We start from the raw sequence: 19,184 nt of genomic DNA on the forward strand, positions 1-19,184 counted from the left end.
GGAAGAACTCAATTCAGTAATGTTCTGTGGGGCAAGGTGCGGGGAGCCCGGCGACGAGCTCCCTCGCTCCGATCAACGCTGGGCGATCGGGACAACCTTGCGCTGCTCCGGACCGATGTACTCGGCGCTCGGCCGAATGATCCGGTTGTTGCTGCGTTGTTCGAACACATGGGATGCCCAACCGGTAACGCGCGAGCAGACGAAGATCGGCGTGAACAGCTTGGTCGGGATGCCCATGAAGTGATAGGCGGACGCATGGTAGAAGTCGGCGTTCGGGAAGAGCTTCTTCTGCTCCCACATGGTTTCGTCGACGGCGACCGAGACCGGATAGAGCACGGTGTCGCCCACTTCATCGGCGAGCTTTTCGGCCCAGACCTTGATCACCTCGTTGCGCGGGTCGGAAACGCTGTAGATCGCATGACCGAAGCCCATGATCTTGTCCTTGCGCTCGAGCATGCCGAGGATGGCTTCACGCGCTTCTTCCGGGCTCTTCCACTGCTCAATCATGTCCATGGCCGCTTCGTTGGCGCCGCCATGCAGTGGGCCACGCAGCGAACCGATAGCGCCGGTCACGCAAGAATAGAGATCCGACAGCGTTGAGGCGCAGACGCGGGCCGTGAAGGTCGAAGCGTTGAACTCGTGCTCGGCATAAAGAATCAGCGAGACGTTCATCACCTTGACGTGCAAGTCGCTAGGCTTCTTGTCATGCAACAGCGCGAGGAAATGACCGCCCAGGGTCTCTTCGTCGCTGGTGCAGTTGATGCGCACGCCATAATGAGTGAATCGGTACCAGTAGCACATGATTGCCGGGAAAGCGGCCATCAGGCGCTCGGCCACATCGCGCTGCTGGTCGAAGCTGAGCTCCGGCTCCAGCGTGCCGAGCACCGACGAACCGGTACGCATGACGTCCATCGGATGCGCACTGGCAGGGATGCGCTCGAGCACTTCCTTTAGCGCCTGCGGCAGGTCCCGCATGGTCTTCAGGCGACTTTTGTAATCGGTCAGCTGCTGTGTGTTTGGCAACTCGCCGTAGAACAGCAAGTAAGCCACCTCCTCGAAATCGCACTCGGCCGCCAGCTCACGTACGTCGTAACCGCGGTAGGTCAACCCGGCACCGGTCTTGCCCACGGTACACAGGGCAGTCTGGCCGGCGATCTGGCCACGCAGGCCTGCGCCACTCAAAACTTTTGCTTCAGCCATTGCTATCTCCTTCTTGGATTTGTTCTGGATACTGCAAATCACGTTGAAAAATGAACCGCACAGCCCCCTCTGGCTCGCAGCGGGGGCTTTCTGTCAGCTCTTCTTCTGAGCGAACAGTGAGTCGAGGTGCTGCTCGAATGCGTGGTAGTTGATGCGATCGTAGAGCTCCATGCGCGTCTGCATGGTGTCGATCACATTTTTCTGAGTACCGTCACGACGCAGCGCGGTGTAGACATTCTCGGCCGCCTTGTTCATGGCGCGGAACGCCGACAATGGGTAAAGCACCAGGGACACATCGACGCCGGCCAGCTCTTCGGTGGTGTACAGGGGCGTTGCACCAAACTCGGTGATGTTGGCCAGAATTGGCGCCTTCACGCGGTCGGCGAAGGTTTTGTACATCGCCAGCTCGGTAATGGCCTCGGGGAAGATCATGTCGGCACCCGCTTCGATGCAGGCGGCGGCGCGGTCCAGTGCGGCATTCAATCCTTCCACCGCCAGCGCATCGGTACGCGCCATGATCACGAAACTGTCGTCGGTACGTGCATCAACAGCCGCTTTGATGCGGTCGACCATTTCCTGCTGGGTGACGATTTCCTTGTTCGGGCGATGGCCGCAGCGCTTGGCCCCTACCTGATCCTCGATATGGATCGCCGCCGCGCCGAACTTGATCATCGACTTGACGGTACGCGCCACGTTGAACGCCGAGGAGCCGAAACCGGTGTCGACATCTACCAGTAGCGGCAGGTCGCAAACATCGGTGATGCGACGCACATCGGTCAGCACATCGTCGAGACCGGTGATACCGAGGTCCGGCAGCCCCAGCGAGCCCGCGGCAACGCCCCCGCCGGACAAGTAGATGGCCTTGAAGCCGGCGCGCTTGGCCAGCAAGGCGTGGTTGGCGTTGATGGCGCCAACGACCTGCAGCGGATGCTCGCTGGCCACCGCGTCACGGAAACGCTGACCGGGGGTAGGAAGTGTCATGCCTCACCTCTTGGTTGTGATGTCTGTTGTTGAGCAGCCAGGTAGTGCCGCTCGATATTGCGCTTGGAAGCGCAGATGTGGCGCCGCATCAGCAGCTCCGCCAGCTCGCCGTCACGGTCGGCAATGGCATCGAGAATCCGGTGGTGTTCGGCGAACGCCTGACGCGGGCGGTTGGGCGTTGCGGAAAACTGGATGCGGTACATACGGACAAGTTGATACAGCTCGTCGCACAACAACTTGGCCAGCGTGCGGTTACCGCTGCCTTGGATAATCCGGTAATGGAAGTCGAAGTCGCCTTCCTGCTGGTAGTAGCCAACGCCGGCCTGAAAGGCCTCATCGCGTTCGTGGGTGCTCAGTACCTTGCGCAGGTCTTGAATTTCCGCCTCGCTCATACGCTCGGCCGCCAGGCGACAGGCCATGCCTTCCAGTGACTCACGGATCTCGTAGAGCTCGATCAGCTCGGCATGGCTGAGCGACACCACCCGTGCGCCAACATGCGGCACGCGAACCAGCAGCTTCTGCCCTTCCAGCCGGTGGATCGCCTCGCGCAGTGGCCCGCGACTGATGCCGTAGGTACGCGCAAGCTCAGGCTCCGATATCTTGCTACCGGGCGCGATGTCGCCTTTTACAATGGCCGCCTGAATCCGTCGAAACACGTGCTCGGAGAGGGTTCCGCTGTCCACCTGATCAAGGCGGGGGACTTCCAGCGCATCCAGCATATTGTTGACACCTCAGCCGTTAATGGCCACAACTTAGCCCTGGAAACGCGCTTGGTCAATGATAAAAAAGTAGATTGTCGACAATCGCCTTGCCGTTACTGAGATCACCTGGAACCATGACGCCGCAGTACGGCTTGAGCCTAGCTTCGTGATCTGCCGCCCATGCTAGAATGCGCCGCTATATACGCCACGTCCGGCGCTCGCTCCGACGTGCTTCAGCCTGGCTCGTTGTTCCGGCCGCTTTCCCGACTCGACTACCTGGATTTATGAGCACCAAAACCCGTCTTCTATTGCTCTGCCTCTTAACCGCCCCGCTCTGGTCTCAGGCCGATGACAAAACGATCTACGGCCTGAATGAGCACGTGGCATTGCCGGATTTTGGTCTGGAGGTGCCAGCCAAGCTTGATACCGGCGCCCAGACTGCCTCGCTCAGCGCGCGCGACATCGAGCGCTTCAAGCGCAACGGAAAAAGCTGGGTGCGCTTTTACCTGGCTATTGATGAAGCCCATGACCGTCCCATCGAACTCCCGCTGCAACGCATCAGCAAGATCAAACGCCGTGCGGGTGACTTTGATCCAGAGGAAGAGAAAACTTATACGCCGCGCCCGGTTGTTGAGCTCAATTTGTGTATGGGCAAGGCAAAACGTAGCATCGAAGTGAACCTCACGGACCGAAGCGCATTCCAATACCCACTTTTGATCGGTTCCGATGCGCTCTCTCGCTTCGGTGCCTTGGTCGACCCTGACCTTAAGTACGCTGCTGGCAAACCCGGCTGCATTATCGAATCTGACGCTGACGAGTAACCCCATGCGCGCACTTACCCTGCACCTGAAAATCCTGATTCTTTTGCTCGTCTCGCTGGGCATCGCAATCACCGCCTACCAGATCTTCATCTTGGGCATTCCGGTGACTGAAGATGAAACCGATGACCTTTGGAATATCGACGCCAAAGTCGAATTCCAGGCCAACCCGCGCGAGCCGGTGAAGCTGCAGATGTACGTACCGCCGCTCAATCAGGAATTCGTCAGCCTCAATGAGAGCTTCATTTCCAACAACTATGGCGTGAGCATCAATCGTGCCGATGGCAACCGTCGGGTTACCTGGTCAGCACGGCGCGTCAATGGCAAGCAGACGCTGTACTACCGACTGGTACTGACCCGACGCTATAGCGGCGAACAGACCAAGGCTACCGGCCCGATCTTCCGTGACAGCATTCCGGTTGAAGGGGCTGAGAAAATTGCGGCAGAAGCATTGCTGTCACCCATTCGCCAGCATTCGGCAGACGTTGAAACCTTCATCAGCGAAGCCATCAAGCGGGTCAACAATGCCAATGACGACAACGTCAAGCTGCTGCTTGGCGGTGACGCTTCGACGCCCAACAAGGCAAGGGTGATCGAGCTATTGCTGTCCATAGCCCACGTCCCCATGGAGCGCGTACACACGGTTCGCCTGCAGGCCGACATGGCGCAATCTCCGGAGCTCTGGCTGCGGAGCTTCAACGGTGACAAGTGGCTGTACTTCAATCCGGAAACCGGGGAGCAAGGCCTGCCGGAAGACCGCCTGGTCTGGTGGACTGGCAACGAGCCGCTGATGAACCTCGAAGGAGGACGTAACCCGCAAGTCACCTTCACGCTAAACAGCAGCGAGATGAACGCCATCCGCCTGGCAAAGCTGACTGACGAAAACACCGACGCAGACTTCCTCGAATATTCGCTTTACGGACTGCCACTGCAAACCCAGCAGACGTACCAGATCATGATCATGATTCCGATCGGTGTTCTGGTGATTCTGATTCTGCGCAACCTTGGCGGCCTGCAGACACTGGGTACCTTTACACCAGTGCTGATTGCTCTGGCTTTCCGTGAAACCCAGATCGGGTTCGGCATCATCCTGTTCACCGTCATCACGGCAATGGGTCTGTCGCTGCGCTCGTATCTTGAGCATTTGAAACTGCAGATGCTGCCACGCCTGTCAGTGGTGCTCACGTTCGTCGTAGTGCTGATCGCGGTGATCAGTCTGTTCAGCCACAAGCTTGGGCTCGAGCGCGGCCTATCCGTTTCACTGTTCCCCATGGTCATCCTGACCATGACCATCGAGCGCCTCTCCATCACCTGGGAAGAACGTGGCGGCGGTCATGCGTTCAAGGTGGCGGTCGGTACGCTCATCGCAGCGGCGCTGGCATTCCTGCTGATGAACATTCCGGAGCTGACCTACTTCATGTTCACCTTCCCGGCAGTGCTGCTGATCATGGTTGGCTTCATGCTTGCGATGGGTCGTTATCGCGGCTATCGCCTGACCGAACTGTTTCGTTTCAAAGCCTTTTTGAAGGATTGAGCCATGTTCGGTCTAATCAAGACGTGGAAGGCACTCGAAGCCAAAGGCATCATGGGCATCAATCGCCGCAATGCGGACTACGTGCTCAAGTACAACAAGCGCAACCTGTATCCGATCGTCGATGACAAGATCATCACCAAGGAGCGAGCAATCGAAGCCGGTATCGATGTCCCGGAGATGTACGGGATCATCGAGACCGAGCGTGATATCGAAAAGCTCAAGGACATCGTCAAGGACCACACCGATTTTGTGGTCAAGCCGGCACAGGGTGCCGGCGGTGACGGCATCCTCGTCATCGCTGATCGCTTCGAGGGGCGTTATCGAACGGTGTCAGGAAAGATCCTGACTCACGACGAGATCGAGCATCAGATCTCCAACATCCTCACCGGGCTGTATTCGCTTGGTGGGCACCGCGACCGCGCTCTGATCGAGTACCGCGTGACCCCCGACCCGATCTTCAAGAGCATCAGCTACGAAGGCGTGCCGGATATCCGCATCATCGTCCTGATGGGCTACCCGGTCATGGCCATGCTACGTCTGCCAACTCGGCAGTCCGGTGGCAAGGCCAACCTCCACCAGGGTGCAATTGGCGTCGGAGTGGATCTGGCGACAGGCATCACGTTGCGCGGCACCTGGCTGAACAACAAGATCACCAAACACCCAGATACCACCAACGCCGTAGACGGCGTACAACTGCCAAACTGGGACGGCTTCATGAAGCTTGCAGCCGGCTGCTACGAGCTTTGCGGCCTTGGCTACATTGGTGTGGACATGGTGCTGGACGAGGATAAGGGACCGTTGATCCTCGAACTCAACGCGCGCCCGGGCCTCAACATTCAGATCGCCAACGACTGTGGCCTGACCCACCGCGCGCATGCCGTGGAGAACCGCGTCGAGGAGCTCAAGAAAAGCGGGGGGCAGGAAACCCCAGAAGAGCGCGTGCGATTCGCTCAAGAGCTGTTTGGCCACATCCCGGCTCACGATTAAGCCATAGTCCCGGTCTATTGGCCGGGTCACCCCCCGAACGAAACACATCATGCCCCTCTGCACGCTTCACGCCCTTCCCTATCGCCCCGATCCAGCCTTTTGGTTCGAGCGCATTCGCCATGCGCCAGGCGCGGTGCTGCTCGACTCAGGCCGCCCTGTGGCGGAACGTGGCCGATTCGACCTGCTCAGCGCCTGGCCAATACAGGTGTTAGACCCGAACGCGTCGGAAACAGGGGGCGCATTTTTTTCAAGACTACGAGAGGCGCTCCGATCACTGGGTGACGCCGAAGCGCCTTCGGGCACTGACCTACCCTTCGTAGGTGGCCTGCTGGGCTATATCAGTTACGACTTCGGCTCGCGACTGGAAAGGCTGCCCGATCATGCTGCCGATGACCTGGGCCTACCGCACGCCCGGTTCGGCGTCTATGCCTGGGCCTTGGTGAACGATCACCAGCGTCAAACCACGCACCTGGTCTTTCATCCGTCATTGGTCCAGGCGGAACGCAGTCGCCTGACCACCTTGTTCGAGGCTGATTGGGCATCCCCACCCTCGACGTTCAGCTTGTCGTCAGCTTTCGTCGCGGACCTGCTGCCCAGCGAGTATCAAGACGCTATCGCGCGTATTCAGCGGTATATCCAGGCAGGTGACTGTTACCAGGTGAACTTCGCCCAACGGTTTCAAGCGATCTATAGCGGCGATCCGTGGCAAGCGTTCCGCCTCTTGCGCGACGCCTGCCCGACCCCCTTCGCCGGATTCATGACGATGGAAGAAGGCGCAATCGCAAGCGTCTCCCCTGAGCGTTTCTTGCGCGTGAGCGACAGGACAGTCGAGACCCGCCCGATCAAGGGCACCCGTCCAAGAAATATGGACCCGGAAAGCGATCTGGCTCAAGCCGACGCGCTGATGGCCAGCACAAAGGACCGGGCAGAGAACCTGATGATTGTCGACCTGCTACGCAACGACCTGGGCCGCAGCTGTGAGATCGGAAGCGTACGGGTTCCGGAGCTTTTCTGCCTGGAAACCTACCCCAATGTGCATCATCTGGTTAGCAGCGTCACTGGCCGACTCGATCCCAACAAGGATGCGCTTGACCTGCTCACCGGTGCCTTTCCGGGCGGATCGATTACAGGCGCACCGAAAATTCGGGCCATGGAAATCATCGATGAGCTAGAGCCGACTCGCCGCTTCATTTACTGTGGCTCACTGCTCTATCTGGACGTGCGTGGCGAAATGGACAGCTCTATTGCGATCCGCACTCTTCTGTTCCGCAAGGACGGCGTGTATTGCTGGGGCGGCGGCGGAATCGTGGCTGACTCGGCGTGGCAGGCCGAATATCAGGAGACGCTGGACAAGGTGAGCGTGTTACTGAGAACCTTGGAGACGACGCTGACGTCATAGGCTCCACGGGACTTGGACAGCTACCGTGGAGCCTGGTCGTCTAGAGCGTCAGCTTGCGGTTGGATGCCTTGATGAACTCTTGCTTGAGCGCGTCGAAAGTATGCACCGCGGGAAACTGCGGGAACTCGCGAATCACGTTGTCCGGTGCATGAAAGAGGATGCCAGCGTGCGCCTCGGAGAGCATGGTGGTGTCGTTGTACGAATCGCCTGCTGCGATGATGCGGTAGTACAGGCTCTTCAGCGCAATGACCGACTGGCGCTTGGGGTCCTTCTGACGAAGCTGGTAATCCACGACGCGATCCGATTCGTCAGTGATCAAGCGATGGCAGAGCAGCGTCGGAAAACCTAGCTGACGCATCAGCGGCTGCGAAAACTCGTAGAAGGTGTCCGAGAGAATGACCACCTGGAAACGCTCACGCAGCCAGTCCACAAACTCGATGGCACCATCCAGCGGCTGCAATGTGGCAATAACCTTCTGGATGTCCGATAGCTTCAGGTTGTGCTCATCCAGAATACGCAGCCGCTGCTTCATCAGTACGTCGTAATCAGGGATGTCGCGCGTGGTTGCCCGCAACGATTCGATTCCAGTGGCCTCGGCAAACGCGATCCAGATTTCCGGAACCAATACCCCTTCAAGGTCGAGACAGGCGATTTCCACGGACGCGCTCCTTACAGCAGAAAAATTGAAGCGGCACTCTAACGGCAAGGTCCCTGCGAAGCAACGCGCTGCTTATGCCACAAAGAATGGGCTTTCTTCCTTAAACGTTATTTAGGGTAATAAAGACTCTTTGTTACCATCGCGCAGCAGAGCGCCAAGCGCCAACCAAGGAAGCCGCCTGATGAGCCAAACCATTGATATAGCCGAGCTGGCATTCTCTTATGCCGGTAAATCCCCGCAGGACATACTCAAACTTGCCTTCGAGCTCTTTGGGGATGATTTGTGGATCTCGTTCAGCGGAGCCGAGGATGTCGTATTGGTCGACATGGCCTGGAAGCTGAACAAGAACGTGAAAGTGTTCAGTCTCGATACCGGACGACTGCACAGCGAAACCTATCGGTTCATCGAGCAGGTCCGCGATCACTATGGCATTCCCATCGAGTTCATGACGCCAGACCCGGCGTTGTTGCAGCCGATGGTTAACGAGAAGGGACTGTTCAGCTTCTACCGAGACGGCCATGGCGAGTGCTGCGGGATTCGCAAGATCGAACCGCTTCGCCGCAAGCTGTCAGGCGTGCGCGCTTGGGCGACGGGCCAGCGCCGCGACCAAAGCCCGGGAACACGCAGCCAGGTTGCGGTTCTGGAAATCGACAACGCGTTCTCGACACCCGACCACAGCCTGTACAAGTTCAATCCGCTGGCACAGATGACCAGCGAAGAGGTCTGGGGTTATATCCGGATGCTCGAGGTGCCCTTCAACAGCCTGCACGAACGCGGGTTTATCAGCATCGGATGCGAGCCTTGCACACGCCCAGTGCTGCCAAATCAGCATGAGCGAGAGGGGCGCTGGTGGTGGGAAGAGTCGACCCAGAAGGAATGCGGCCTACACGCCGGGAACCTGATCGCTAAAAACTAACGATCTACGCCGGAATCTCTCTACCAAGGGGCTTTAAAACGGCCCCTTGCCGAGCCTGGCGTACTGTTGTCGGTTTAATGGATGGGATGGCGGTCGAATTAGAAGGTCGGTAGGTCGACATCCATGAACAATTCATCCAGCTCCACTTTGTTTTTGCATTGCACAGCTTTCTCGAGCATTTCTCGATCAAGATGCGGGGCAAAGGTTTCGATGAAGTCACACATGAAGCCGCGCAGAAAGGTGCCCCGACGAAAACCGATTTTGGTCACGCTGGGCTCGAACAGCTCGCTGGCGTCGAGCACGACCAGATCCGGGTCGAGCTTCGCGTCAACGGCCATGCGCGCGACGATTCCGACACCCAATCCCAGACGTACATAGGTCTTGATGACGTCGGCATCGGCGGCGGTAAACACCACCTTTGGCGACAGGCCCCGGTGGCTGAACGCTTCATCCAGCTTGGATCGCCCGGTGAAGCCAAACACGTAGGTCACGATTGGATGTTCGGCCAAGGCTTCCAGCGTGAGCTTCTGCAGCTTGGCCAACGGATGCCCCTGGGGCACAACAACGCAACGGTTCCAGCGATAGCAAGGCATCATCACCAGATCGCCAAACAGCTCCAGCCCTTCAGTTGCAATGGCGAAATCGACGGTTCCGTCAGCCGCCATCTCGGCAATCTGCATCGGCGTGCCTTGATGCATGTGCAGCGAGACATCCGGGTATTGCTTGATAAATGCACTGATCACCGGCGGCAGAGCGTAGCGCGCTTGCGTGTGGGTTGTGGCGATGCTGAGCGTGCCGCGTTTTTCATTGGAGAACTCCTGCGCAATCTGTTTGATGCTTTCGCACTTGCGCAGAATTTCTCCAGCGGTGGTGATTATTCGCTCGCCGGCTGGCGTAACCCGGGTCAGATGCTTCCCACTGCGCGCGAATACCTCCACGCCCAGCTCGTCTTCCAGCAGCCGGATTTGTTTGCTGATACCGGGCTGTGAAGTGAACAGGCTTTGCGCCGTTGCCGAGACATTGAGGTCATGGTGCGCCACCTCCCAGATGTAACGCAGTTGCTGAAGCTTCATAGAGATCCCTCAAAGGCCAATGGCGCCCGGACGCCACCCATGTTTTTATAACGTTATGCACCAGAACTGAGAAATTCTAGGCCATTTCCATATGAATCGCCGGTAGACCGCTGCTTGATCTGACATACCAGCGCGGCAAGCCTGACGCTTCAATCCAGTCGAGCCACCTACCAAATCACACCCCACCCGCCGGCCACAGGCCTCGAGTCATGGCTGGACTTGATTGAGCTTAGCAGCCGGGAATCAAATCACTATGCACCGAGCCCGCCCTGCCACCTGCCGCGCCGAGGAGGTGCCAGGCCAGATTGTCAGTGCGTGCGCGCCGACAAAAAACGCAGAGCTTGATACAGCGCCTCTGTTTTCGGCATCGCGAAACCAGCATCTGCCGCAGCGGCCAGCGGAGCAGCATAGATCGCATCGAGCTCCATCGGGCGCCCCTGCGCATGATCGTGGTACATGCTCGGCAGATAGTCCGGCATTTTATCGGTGAACGTCATCATTCGATCCACAAGCGCATCGGGTAGAGGTAGGCCACAGGCAGCGGCGGCGCCGCAGGCTTCCAACATGATCGATTTGACCAAGGCTCGGCTGTCGGGGTTTGACATCAAGGGTGCTGTGCTGGCATCGAGCAGGACGGAGAGACCGTTATACGGCAGGTTCCACACCAGCTTCTGCCACCGCGCCTGTGCGAGATTCGTGGCTGCATTGGAATCGATGCCCGCCTCGCGAAACATGGCAACCGCTTCTTCTACCAGCCTCTGCTGATCAGCTTCACTGGCCGGCCCGGAATGGTAACCAATGTTTACCCCGCCTAGTGCCTGATGCTCGACGACACCCAACGCCGAGCGGTGCGCACATATCAAACAGAGGCCACCCAGCAGATGAAGGTCACTCGGAAGCGCTTCGCGCAAGGTCTCCTCGACGCCCAGACCGTTCTGCAACACCACGACCTTGGCGTCTTCCGCTGCAGCCTCGGCAATCAGAGGGGCCAACTCTTTATTACTGGTGCTTTTCGCTCCGATCAACAACCAGTCGCATTTGGGCATCTGGGCAGCAGTGCGATACGCCTGGACCGAGTCCAGGTGTATCGAGCCATGCACCGCGCTGTTTATCTGCAACCCGTTCTGCTGGACCGTCTCGAACTCGCTGCGCAGAAGAAAGTGCACATCGTAGCCCGCCCGGGCGAGCATCGCGCCGTAAAAGCCGCCAATGGCGCCTGTACCAATGATTCCGATTCGGATGTTGGGAGCAGTCATGCAAGGACTCCAGCGGCAGATCAGTGAGGCGCCATGATGGGGGCGCGAATAAACGACCACCTTATCAGCGTCCACAGACAGCGCCCAGTGGCTATAAACAGCGGCCTGACAGAACGGGTACCAGCGATATCCGGCCAACCGTCCGACTTCAAGATGATTGTCGAGGCAACGCAATACGCGATAAGGTTCCGCTCCCCGCTGCGCCCTCAAGCTCTGCTCCGCCGCACCGGGGTTGGCTGGCGGACGGCATCTGTGACCCCGACGAGAACACGATGGCTGATTTACCGATCGACGACCTTAACGTTTCTTCCAACGAGACACTGATCACTCCAGATCAGTTGAAGCGTGAAATCCCGCTGACTGCTGCTGCGTTGGCGACCGTCTCCGAAGGGCGACAGGTGATACGCAACATTCTCGACGGCAAGGATCATCGCCTGTTCGTCGTGGTGGGACCCTGCTCGATTCATGACCTGAAGGCCGCGCACGAATATGCCGAACGCCTCAAGGTGCTGGCCGATAAGGTCTCCGATAGCCTGTTTCTGGTCATGCGGGTGTACTTCGAAAAGCCACGCACGACGGTCGGCTGGAAAGGCCTGATCAACGATCCTTACATGGACGATTCGTTCAAGATTCAGGATGGCCTGCATATCGGCCGCCAGTTACTGCTCGACCTCGCCGAGATGGGTTTGCCGACTGCTACCGAAGCCTTGGACCCGATTTCCCCACAGTACCTGCAGGACCTGATCAGCTGGTCGGCCATCGGTGCACGTACCACCGAATCCCAGACACACCGAGAAATGGCCTCCGGCCTGTCCTCTTCGGTGGGTTTCAAGAATGGCACCGATGGCAGCCTGACGGTTGCAATCAACGCGCTGCAGTCGGTTTCCAGCCCGCACCGTTTCCTGGGCATCAACCAGTCCGGCGGAGTGTCCATCGTCACCACCAAAGGCAACGCCTACGGTCATGTTGTGCTGCGTGGCGGGAACGGCAAGCCGAACTACGATTCGGTCAGCGTTGCAGTATGTGAACAGGAATTGAGCAAGTCTGGCATCAAGCCGAACATCATGGTCGACTGCAGCCACGCCAATTCAAACAAAGACCCAGCCTTGCAACCACTGGTGATGGACAACGTGGCCAACCAGATCCTAGAAGGCAACAATTCAATCGTGGGTTTGATGGTGGAAAGCCACCTGGGCTGGGGCAGCCAACCCATTCCCAAGGATTTGAACGATCTGAAATATGGCGTCTCCATCACCGATGCCTGCATCGACTGGGAAGCCACCGAAAAAGCGCTGCTCGGCATGCACACGAAGCTGAACGACGTTCTGCCTAAACGCGCCCGCAGCTAACGCTGTCAGAGCCGAAAAAACGCCGCTTGCCGGCGTTTTTTTATTCCCGGTCAGGACCGTCCGCAGCACCAGCCTGCCGTTCGATGTACCACTCAACATACGAGCAGGATGGAATAACCGTATACCCCTCGCGTTCGGCGTACTCCAGCGCATGCCGGGTCAACACCGCAGCCACACCTCGACCACGAAGCGCATCGGGCACGAAGGTCCGATAGATATCCAGCGTCTGCTTGCCTAGATCAACATAGGCCAGATAAGCGCGATGGCCATCCACGACTGTCTCGAACTGGTGGCTCGTTCGATCATGATGGATATTCAGCTGTTCGGTCATCTCGCCTCCTTAGCAGGCTGGACCTGCCATGATTGTCTGGAAGTTACGTGGATTACGCTCACGCACTCTCCGTTTTTATTGTTAGCTGGACGACGCATGCTACCGCCAGGCAAGACTTGGCTTCAATTGCTTAAATCATCAGCGCGCTGCAATGAACCGAATGGGCTGTAAACAAACGGTCAACGCCGATAAAAAACTGCAACTTTTCGGCGCTCGCACCGGTCCATGTAGCGAGTGCAGCGTTGGCTCTGATTGTTTTTCAATCAGTTCGGCCAGCAGATGCAGTTAAAAGAATGAGCATGCAGAAAAAATGTGGTAGCAGCTGCTTGGCTCAGTTTACTTAGCGCAACTAATCGGTAGTATGTGCGCGCCAACTTTCCATAACGGGAGTTGCCATGGATTTCATCCTTAAGGGGAACACGATGAACAACGTTCTGAAATTTTCTGCTCTGGCTTTCGCCGCAGTTCTGGCTACTGGTTGCAGCAACAGCATGACCAAAGAAAGCGAAGCCCGCCTGACCGCGACCGAAGACGCCTCCGCCCGCGCTCAAGCGCGTGCTGACGAAGCGTACAGCCGTGCCGACGAGGCTCTGCAGGCTGCTCAGAAGGCTCAGCAGACTGCTGACGAAGCCAATGAGCGTGCGCTGCGTATGCTGGAACGCGCCAGCCGCAAGTAAGCTTCAGGCAAAAAAAGCCGACCTGCAATCAGGTCGGCTTTTTTATGGGCGCCTGGTTTTACAGACGCCATATGCAGGCTGCAAAATTCTAGAAGACGGGTTCTTCATGAGTGGCCAGAGCCTGGCCTTGCTCGGCGATCTGGATTGGTAGACCGTCCTCGCCCGCAATGATCTCACGAACCATTTCCCAGTCCAGCTGCAGCGAACCTGCAGGCTCGTCACGCTTGAGCAATGTGTTGATCACCACCGCATGCTTGTCCATGAGCGTCATCTTATTTTCTTCGTCCTGGAGCGGAGTGTGCGCCTCCAAATAGACCTTGCCCTGGCTCACGCCAAATTTGTAAGGCTCATCGATGATCCGCACCGAGGTTCCAACCTTAACCAATCCCGCCAGCTCCAACACGTTGTGGTTGAGCATACGGAAGCAACCATGGCTGACGCGCATGCCGATTCCGAATTTCTTGTTCGAACCGTGGATGAGATAACCAGGCAACGCCAAGCTCATCTTGTAAGGACCAAGCGGATTATCCGGCCCTGGCGGCACCACCTTCGGCAGCGGATCACCGTCGGCGGCGTGTTCGTCGCGGATCGATTGCGGCGGATACCAAGCCGGGTTGCTGGTCATCGCTGAAATCCGCGTGTTGCCAACGGGAGAACCCCAGCCTTCACGCCCAATGCCGAGCGGAAAGGTGTGCACCACGTTCTCGCCCTCCGGGTAGTAATAAAGACGGTACTCCGCAAGATTGATCACAACGCCTTCCCGCGGTCCGGGCGGCAGAATGTACCGAGTCGGCAGAATGATGTCGGTCCCCTCGCCTGGCAACCATGGGTCTACGCCCGGATTTGCCGCAACCAATTCCAGATAGCCCAGATCATGTGTTTCGCCGAGCGCAGCGAAGGTGTCTTCGTACTTGGCCTTGATCACTTGGATCTGCCCGACGACGTCCTCGCCGTCTGGCGGCAGCGGTAATTCGAGTGCGACAGACTGGCTGGCCGAGAATAAAGCTGCGATAGACACACTGCAGGCGACTGCAAACGCACGCGAGAGCATTCAGGGGTTTCCTTGGGAGAGTGTTCGTGTTGCGCCGATTGTACTCGAAGCACCGGCGGACGCCGACCTACCAGGCGCTGACGGCAGACGGAAGGCCTTTTCTTTGGGCGCTGAGTGCATCGCGACACGCAGGGCAAAGTCGGCGATCCTTGAGCACGGAGCGCTCGATATCTTTCCAGAGCGGGCGCGCTGGCAGAAAACCTCCGCACAGTGTGCGATCAACCTGCCCGCTCAACTCCAGCTGCCGTAACGCCAGGTGCAGCCGGTTTTCCCGACAAGCAAACAGGTCGAACTGCTCGTCTGGAACGATGAGGCGATAGGCAAAAAGGGTCCAGGCTGGGCGCGGCATCTGAGGCTCCGATTCGAGGGGCGCGACAGTAGCCGCGCGCACGCTTCAAAGCAAGGGTTCGAGCACCGGCCAGACGTTATCCAGCAGCCGCTGCTGGGCACCCGCAGTGGGATGAATGCGATCGGCTTGCATCATGCCCTCAACACCCCCAACCCCATCGAGTAGAAACGGGACGTATGGCAGGTTCCGCTCGGCTGCAAGCGAGTCGAACGCTTCCTCAAATGCGCGCGTGTAACGTTGCCCCAAGTTCGGCGGCAAACGCATCCCGAGCAACACGACATTGGCATCGGCGTCACGTGATAGGTCGACCATTGCCGCCAGATTTCTGTTCAGTTGCTTCGGCGACTGGCCGCGAAGCCCGTCATTACCCCCCAGTTCAATGATGACCACCTCCGGATCGTATTCCGCCAGCAATGCGGGCAACCGCGCCAGCCCCCCCGCACTGGTATCACCACTAATCGAAGCATTCACCACGCGATGGTCGAGATTCTCTGTATCAAGGCGTTGCTGGAGCAGCTGTACCCAGCCCTGGCTGGTTTCCAGCCCGAAAGCGGCGCTGATACTATCCCCGACCACCAACACCGTTCCCGCCATGGCGCCCTGAGCCCAGCACAGCAAAACCAGGACCCCACCTTTCAGCCAATTTCGCATCGGATTCTCCATGAGCACCAGCATTCTTGACGCCCGGAACCTTAGCAAAGCGGTACCCAGCGCGGAAGGCGAGCTGGCGATACTAGACGATGTGTCGTTGAGTCTCGACAAGGGCGACAGCCTTGCCATCGTTGGCACTTCAGGTTCCGGCAAATCGACGCTGCTCGGTTTATTGGCCGGCCTGGATCTGCCGACATCAGGCGAGGTACAGCTGGCTGGTCATCTACTCGGGGCGCTGGACGAAGACCAGCGCGCCCGTGTGCGAGCCGAGCACGTCGGCTTCGTTTTTCAATCGTTTCAGCTGCTCGACAGCCTCAACGCCCTGGAAAACGTCATGCTTCCGCTTGAGCTGCACGGCCGTTCCAACGCACAGGCGAAAGCTACCGAGTTGCTCGACCGGGTCGGCCTTGGTGCCAGGCTGCACCATTATCCACGGCAACTGTCAGGCGGCGAACAACAGCGCGTGGCCGTCGCCCGCGCCTTTGCCGCCGAACCCGCGGTGCTGTTCGCCGACGAGCCGACCGGCAACCTCGACAGCCACACCGGCGCAACCATCACCGAACTGCTGTTCGAGCTCAACCGAGAGCGAGGCACTACATTGGTGTTGGTAACCCATGACGAACGCCTGGCCCAACGCTGCCAGCGCCTGCTTCGCCTGGAAGGCGGTCGCCAACTCGTCGACGAGTTGAGTCAATGAAGCATGTGCCCATCAGCCGTTTGGCAAAGTTAGCGCTGCGTCAGCTGTCGCGAGATGCGCGAGCTGGCGAGTTGCGTGTGTTGTTCTTCGCATTGCTGATCGCCGTTGCGGCCAGTACGGCCATTGGTTATTTCGGTGCGCGCCTGAACGACGCCATGTTGTTGCGCGCTACCGAGTTTCTGGGTGCCGATCTCGTACTGCGCGGAAGCGCACCCGCCGAGCCAGAGCAGATCGAAGCAGGCAGGCAAATACAGCTCAAGCACGCTCGTGTGGTTGAGTTTTCCAGTGTCGTCGCCACGGACGACAACCTGCAGCTGACCAGCGTCAAGGCCGCTGATGACAGCTATCCGTTACGCGGTGAGCTTCGCAGTGCAGCGGCGCCATATCAGCCCGAACAGCCCGGAACAGGCCCGAAGCCCGGGCAAGCCTGGGCCGAGGCACGCTTGTTCGCCGCCCTGAACCTCCAGATCGGTGACTGGATTGAGGTTGGTAACAAGCCGCTGCAGCTGACTCGCGTGCTGACTTACGAGCCCGATCGCGTCGGTGATTTCTACAGTTTGACGCCACGCGTGCTGATGCACCTGGATGATCTCGAAGCCACCGGCGTGGTACAGCCGGGCAGCCGCGTGCGCTATCGCGAACTCTGGCGAGGCTCTCCTGAACAACTGGAAGATTACGAAGAAGCAATCAAAGCTGATCTGCAACCGCACCAGCGCATCGAGACTGCCAAGGACGGCAACCGCCAGATCGGCGGCGCACTGGGACGCGCCGAACGCTACCTCAACCTGGCCAGCCTGGCCGCTGTGCTGCTCGCGGGGGTGGCGGTGGCGCTATCAGCCGCACGCTTCGCGGCGCGCCGTTTCGACGCCAGCGCGCTGTTGCGCTGCCTTGGATTGTCACGCCGCGAAGCATTACTGCTCTATACCTTTCAGCTCGCCTACCTCGGTTTGGTTGCCAGCACAGCTGGCGCGCTACTGGGCTGGGCCGCACAACATGGACTGTTTTTCCTGTTGCGTGAACTCGTCGTGAGTGAAGTGCCACCCGCCACGCTTTGGCCAGCGCTGGCTGGGATTGCGACCGGCCTGGTTGCACTGGCGGGTTTCGCCCTGCCGCCGCTGGCCGCGTTGGGACGAGTGCCCCCGCTGCGGGTTCTACGCCGCGACATGCTCCCGATCCCGCCGAGCTCCTGGCTGGTGTACGGCGCCGCCGTTATCGCACTCGGCTTGATCATGTGGCGCCTCAGTCTTGACCTGAAGATTACCCTCGCGCTGCTGGGCGGCGGTCTGCTCGCCACCGTGGTTCTCGGTGGACTGCTGTTGCTGGCATTGAAGGGGCTGCGTCGGGCGCTTTCAGGCGCATCGCTGACATGGCGTCTTGGCCTAGGACAGCTACTCCGTCACCCACTGGCGGCAGCTGGTCAGTCGCTGGCTTTCGGGCTGATACTGCTCGCCATGGCGTTGATCGGTTTGCTGCGCGGCGAACTGCTCGACACTTGGCAAAACCAGTTGCCGGATGACGCCCCCAACCATTTCGTACTGAATGTCCTGCCCGCCGACCGCGACGCGTTCGCCGCACGCATTGAGGCCCTCTCTGATCACGCGGCCCCCCTGTACCCAGTGGTCCCTGGTCGCCTGGTTGCCATCAACGGCGAACCGGTGCGCCAGTTGGTAAGCAAGGAAAGCCAGGGCGAGCGTGCGATTCGTAGAGACCTGAGCCTGACCTGGGCCGAGGACCTGCCCTCCGACAATCGGCTGACCGCCGGCCAATGGTGGACCGGAGCACGAGGCGAACTGCCTGGCGTGTCGGTGGAAGCCGAGCTGGCCGAAAGTCTTCAAGTCCAGCTGGGCGATCGACTCAGCTTCACAGTTGGTGGGCTCACCCGCGATGTCAGCGTGACGAGCCTGCGCGAGGTCAATTGGGACAGTTTCCAGCCCAACTTCTACATGATTTTCGAGCCCGACACTTTGCAGGACGTGCCCGCCACCTACATGACCAGCTTTCACCTGCCGGAAGGCAAGGATCGCGAATTGGTGCAGCTGGCCAGGGACTTTCCGTCTGCGACGATATTGCAGGTCGAAGCCTTGCTCAGCCAGTTACGCAGCATCCTGGCGCAGGTGTCGCTAGCGGTCGAATATGTGCTGATGTTCGTGCTGGCGGCAGGCCTGGCGGTATTGTTCGCCGGCCTACAAGCAACGCTGGACGAACGAATTCGTCAAGGTGCGCTGCTTCGGGCGCTGGGGGCGGAGCGGAAATTACTGCTCAGAGCCAGACGTACCGAATTCGGCGTATTAGGCGCCGCCAGCGGTGTGCTCGCAGCGTTGGGTTGTGAACTGGTCAGCGCCCTGCTCTACCACTTCGTCTTCGATCTTCGCTGGCAGCCCCACCCATGGCTGCTTTTGCTGCCCCTGATCGGCGCGCTACTGGTGGGCGCTGCGGGTGTGCTGGGTACGCGCCGAGCACTTAACGCCAGCCCGCTGAATGTGCTGCGTGAAAATTGACCGGAGCAGGCAGCGGGTTGGACTGCCTGTAGAATCCCCAGCCCGTGCCTGAACTGGA

General features: G+C 58.9%; 19 protein-coding genes. 9 read left to right on the forward strand and 10 right to left on the reverse strand.

Features of this window, described 5'->3' with window-relative positions; genetic code table 11:
* Positions 1-72: 72 nt before the first annotated feature.
* The 3 genes from prpC to ALTERO38_RS08290 form a co-directional block, all read right to left on the reverse strand.
* A complete protein-coding gene (gene prpC, locus ALTERO38_RS08280; RefSeq protein ID WP_159967993.1) occupies positions 73-1,200 on the reverse strand; it encodes a 2-methylcitrate synthase in 1,128 nt (375 codons plus the stop codon).
* Positions 1,201-1,293: 93 nt separating this feature from the next.
* Positions 1,294-2,181, reverse strand: coding sequence for a methylisocitrate lyase (gene prpB, locus ALTERO38_RS08285; RefSeq protein ID WP_159967995.1), 888 nt, complete (start codon positions 2,179-2,181; stop codon positions 1,294-1,296).
* Positions 2,178-2,900: a GntR family transcriptional regulator gene (locus ALTERO38_RS08290; RefSeq protein ID WP_102836314.1), complete on the reverse strand. Its 723-nt coding sequence runs from the start codon at positions 2,898-2,900 to the stop codon at positions 2,178-2,180. Before ALTERO38_RS08290 ends, prpB begins: the two co-directional genes overlap by 4 nt.
* Before the next feature lie 266 nt (positions 2,901-3,166).
* Here ALTERO38_RS08290 and ALTERO38_RS08295 point away from each other — a divergent pair, with 266 nt between their 5' ends.
* Genes ALTERO38_RS08295 through pabB form a run of 4 tightly spaced genes read left to right on the forward strand, consistent with a single transcriptional unit; the run spans position 3,167 to position 7,620 of the window.
* Positions 3,167-3,703: an ATP-dependent zinc protease gene (locus ALTERO38_RS08295; RefSeq protein ID WP_159967997.1), complete on the forward strand. Its 537-nt coding sequence runs from the start codon at positions 3,167-3,169 to the stop codon at positions 3,701-3,703.
* Positions 3,704-3,707: 4 nt separating this feature from the next.
* Positions 3,708-5,234, forward strand: coding sequence for an inactive transglutaminase family protein (locus ALTERO38_RS08300; RefSeq protein ID WP_148926108.1), 1,527 nt, complete (start codon positions 3,708-3,710; stop codon positions 5,232-5,234).
* A 3-nt stretch (positions 5,235-5,237) separates the two neighbouring features.
* Complete coding sequence (locus ALTERO38_RS08305) at positions 5,238-6,221, forward strand: alpha-L-glutamate ligase-like protein (protein WP_102836311.1); 984 nt, start codon at positions 5,238-5,240, stop codon at positions 6,219-6,221.
* A 49-nt stretch (positions 6,222-6,270) separates the two neighbouring features.
* Positions 6,271-7,620 (forward strand): aminodeoxychorismate synthase component I, encoded by a 1,350-nt coding sequence (gene pabB / locus ALTERO38_RS08310; protein ID WP_159967999.1) that lies wholly within the window; start codon positions 6,271-6,273, stop codon positions 7,618-7,620.
* A gap of 40 nt (positions 7,621-7,660) precedes the next feature.
* On the opposite strand, the gene thrH is transcribed toward pabB, so the two are convergent.
* Positions 7,661-8,278 carry a bifunctional phosphoserine phosphatase/homoserine phosphotransferase ThrH gene (thrH, locus tag ALTERO38_RS08315; protein ID WP_148926111.1) on the reverse strand — a complete coding sequence of 206 codons (618 nt, stop codon included), beginning with the start codon at positions 8,276-8,278 and terminating at the stop codon, positions 7,661-7,663.
* Positions 8,279-8,459: 181 nt separating this feature from the next.
* On the opposite strand from thrH, the gene ALTERO38_RS08320 reads away from it, so the two are divergent.
* Entirely contained in the window at positions 8,460-9,194 is a 735-nt protein-coding gene (locus ALTERO38_RS08320; protein ID WP_159968001.1) for a phosphoadenylyl-sulfate reductase, read from the forward strand.
* Between the two features lie 98 nt (positions 9,195-9,292).
* On the opposite strand, the gene cysB is transcribed toward ALTERO38_RS08320, so the two are convergent.
* Positions 9,293-10,267 carry an HTH-type transcriptional regulator CysB gene (gene cysB, locus ALTERO38_RS08325; RefSeq protein ID WP_102836307.1) on the reverse strand — a complete coding sequence of 325 codons (975 nt, stop codon included), beginning with the start codon at positions 10,265-10,267 and terminating at the stop codon, positions 9,293-9,295.
* Between the two features lie 308 nt (positions 10,268-10,575).
* Positions 10,576-11,523, reverse strand: coding sequence for a putative 2-dehydropantoate 2-reductase (locus ALTERO38_RS08330; RefSeq protein WP_159968003.1), 948 nt, complete (start codon positions 11,521-11,523; stop codon positions 10,576-10,578).
* Between the two features lie 272 nt (positions 11,524-11,795).
* On the opposite strand from ALTERO38_RS08330, the gene ALTERO38_RS08335 reads away from it, so the two are divergent.
* On the forward strand, positions 11,796-12,872 hold the full coding sequence (locus ALTERO38_RS08335; RefSeq protein ID WP_159968005.1) for a 3-deoxy-7-phosphoheptulonate synthase: 1,077 nt from the start codon (positions 11,796-11,798) through the stop codon (positions 12,870-12,872).
* A gap of 40 nt (positions 12,873-12,912) precedes the next feature.
* Here ALTERO38_RS08335 and ALTERO38_RS08340 read toward each other — a convergent pair whose 3' ends face one another.
* The gene (locus tag ALTERO38_RS08340) at positions 12,913-13,203 is read right to left on the reverse strand and encodes a GNAT family N-acetyltransferase (protein ID WP_159968006.1); all 291 of its coding nucleotides are present in this window, start codon (positions 13,201-13,203) and stop codon (positions 12,913-12,915) included.
* A 422-nt stretch (positions 13,204-13,625) separates the two neighbouring features.
* On the opposite strand from ALTERO38_RS08340, the gene ALTERO38_RS08345 reads away from it, so the two are divergent.
* On the forward strand, positions 13,626-13,880 hold the full coding sequence (locus ALTERO38_RS08345; RefSeq protein ID WP_029404583.1) for an Lpp/OprI family alanine-zipper lipoprotein: 255 nt from the start codon (positions 13,626-13,628) through the stop codon (positions 13,878-13,880).
* A gap of 88 nt (positions 13,881-13,968) precedes the next feature.
* Here ALTERO38_RS08345 and ALTERO38_RS08350 read toward each other — a convergent pair whose 3' ends face one another.
* The 3 genes from ALTERO38_RS08350 to ALTERO38_RS08355 all read right to left on the reverse strand — a co-directional run bounded on the left by ALTERO38_RS08350 (position 13,969) and on the right by ALTERO38_RS08355 (position 15,931).
* Positions 13,969-14,931, reverse strand: coding sequence for a L,D-transpeptidase family protein (locus ALTERO38_RS08350; RefSeq protein WP_159968008.1), 963 nt, complete (start codon positions 14,929-14,931; stop codon positions 13,969-13,971).
* Between the two features lie 67 nt (positions 14,932-14,998).
* Positions 14,999-15,280 (reverse strand): hypothetical protein, encoded by a 282-nt coding sequence (locus tag ALTERO38_RS21500; protein WP_102836302.1) that lies wholly within the window; start codon positions 15,278-15,280, stop codon positions 14,999-15,001.
* 45 nt (positions 15,281-15,325) lie between these two features.
* Positions 15,326-15,931, reverse strand: coding sequence for an arylesterase (locus ALTERO38_RS08355; protein ID WP_159968010.1), 606 nt, complete (start codon positions 15,929-15,931; stop codon positions 15,326-15,328).
* A 10-nt stretch (positions 15,932-15,941) separates the two neighbouring features.
* Here ALTERO38_RS08355 and ALTERO38_RS08360 point away from each other — a divergent pair, with 10 nt between their 5' ends.
* Positions 15,942-16,628 carry an ABC transporter ATP-binding protein gene (locus ALTERO38_RS08360; RefSeq protein WP_159968012.1) on the forward strand — a complete coding sequence of 229 codons (687 nt, stop codon included), beginning with the start codon at positions 15,942-15,944 and terminating at the stop codon, positions 16,626-16,628.
* Positions 16,625-19,126, forward strand: coding sequence for an ABC transporter permease (locus ALTERO38_RS08365; RefSeq protein WP_159968014.1), 2,502 nt, complete (start codon positions 16,625-16,627; stop codon positions 19,124-19,126). The genes ALTERO38_RS08360 and ALTERO38_RS08365 overlap by 4 nt, the downstream gene beginning before the upstream one ends.
* Positions 19,127-19,184: the final 58 nt, after the last annotated feature.

The organism is Pseudomonas sp. 9Ag, assembly GCF_902506445.1.
GTDB classification, from domain to species: domain Bacteria; phylum Pseudomonadota; class Gammaproteobacteria; order Pseudomonadales; family Pseudomonadaceae; genus Stutzerimonas; species Stutzerimonas stutzeri_AB.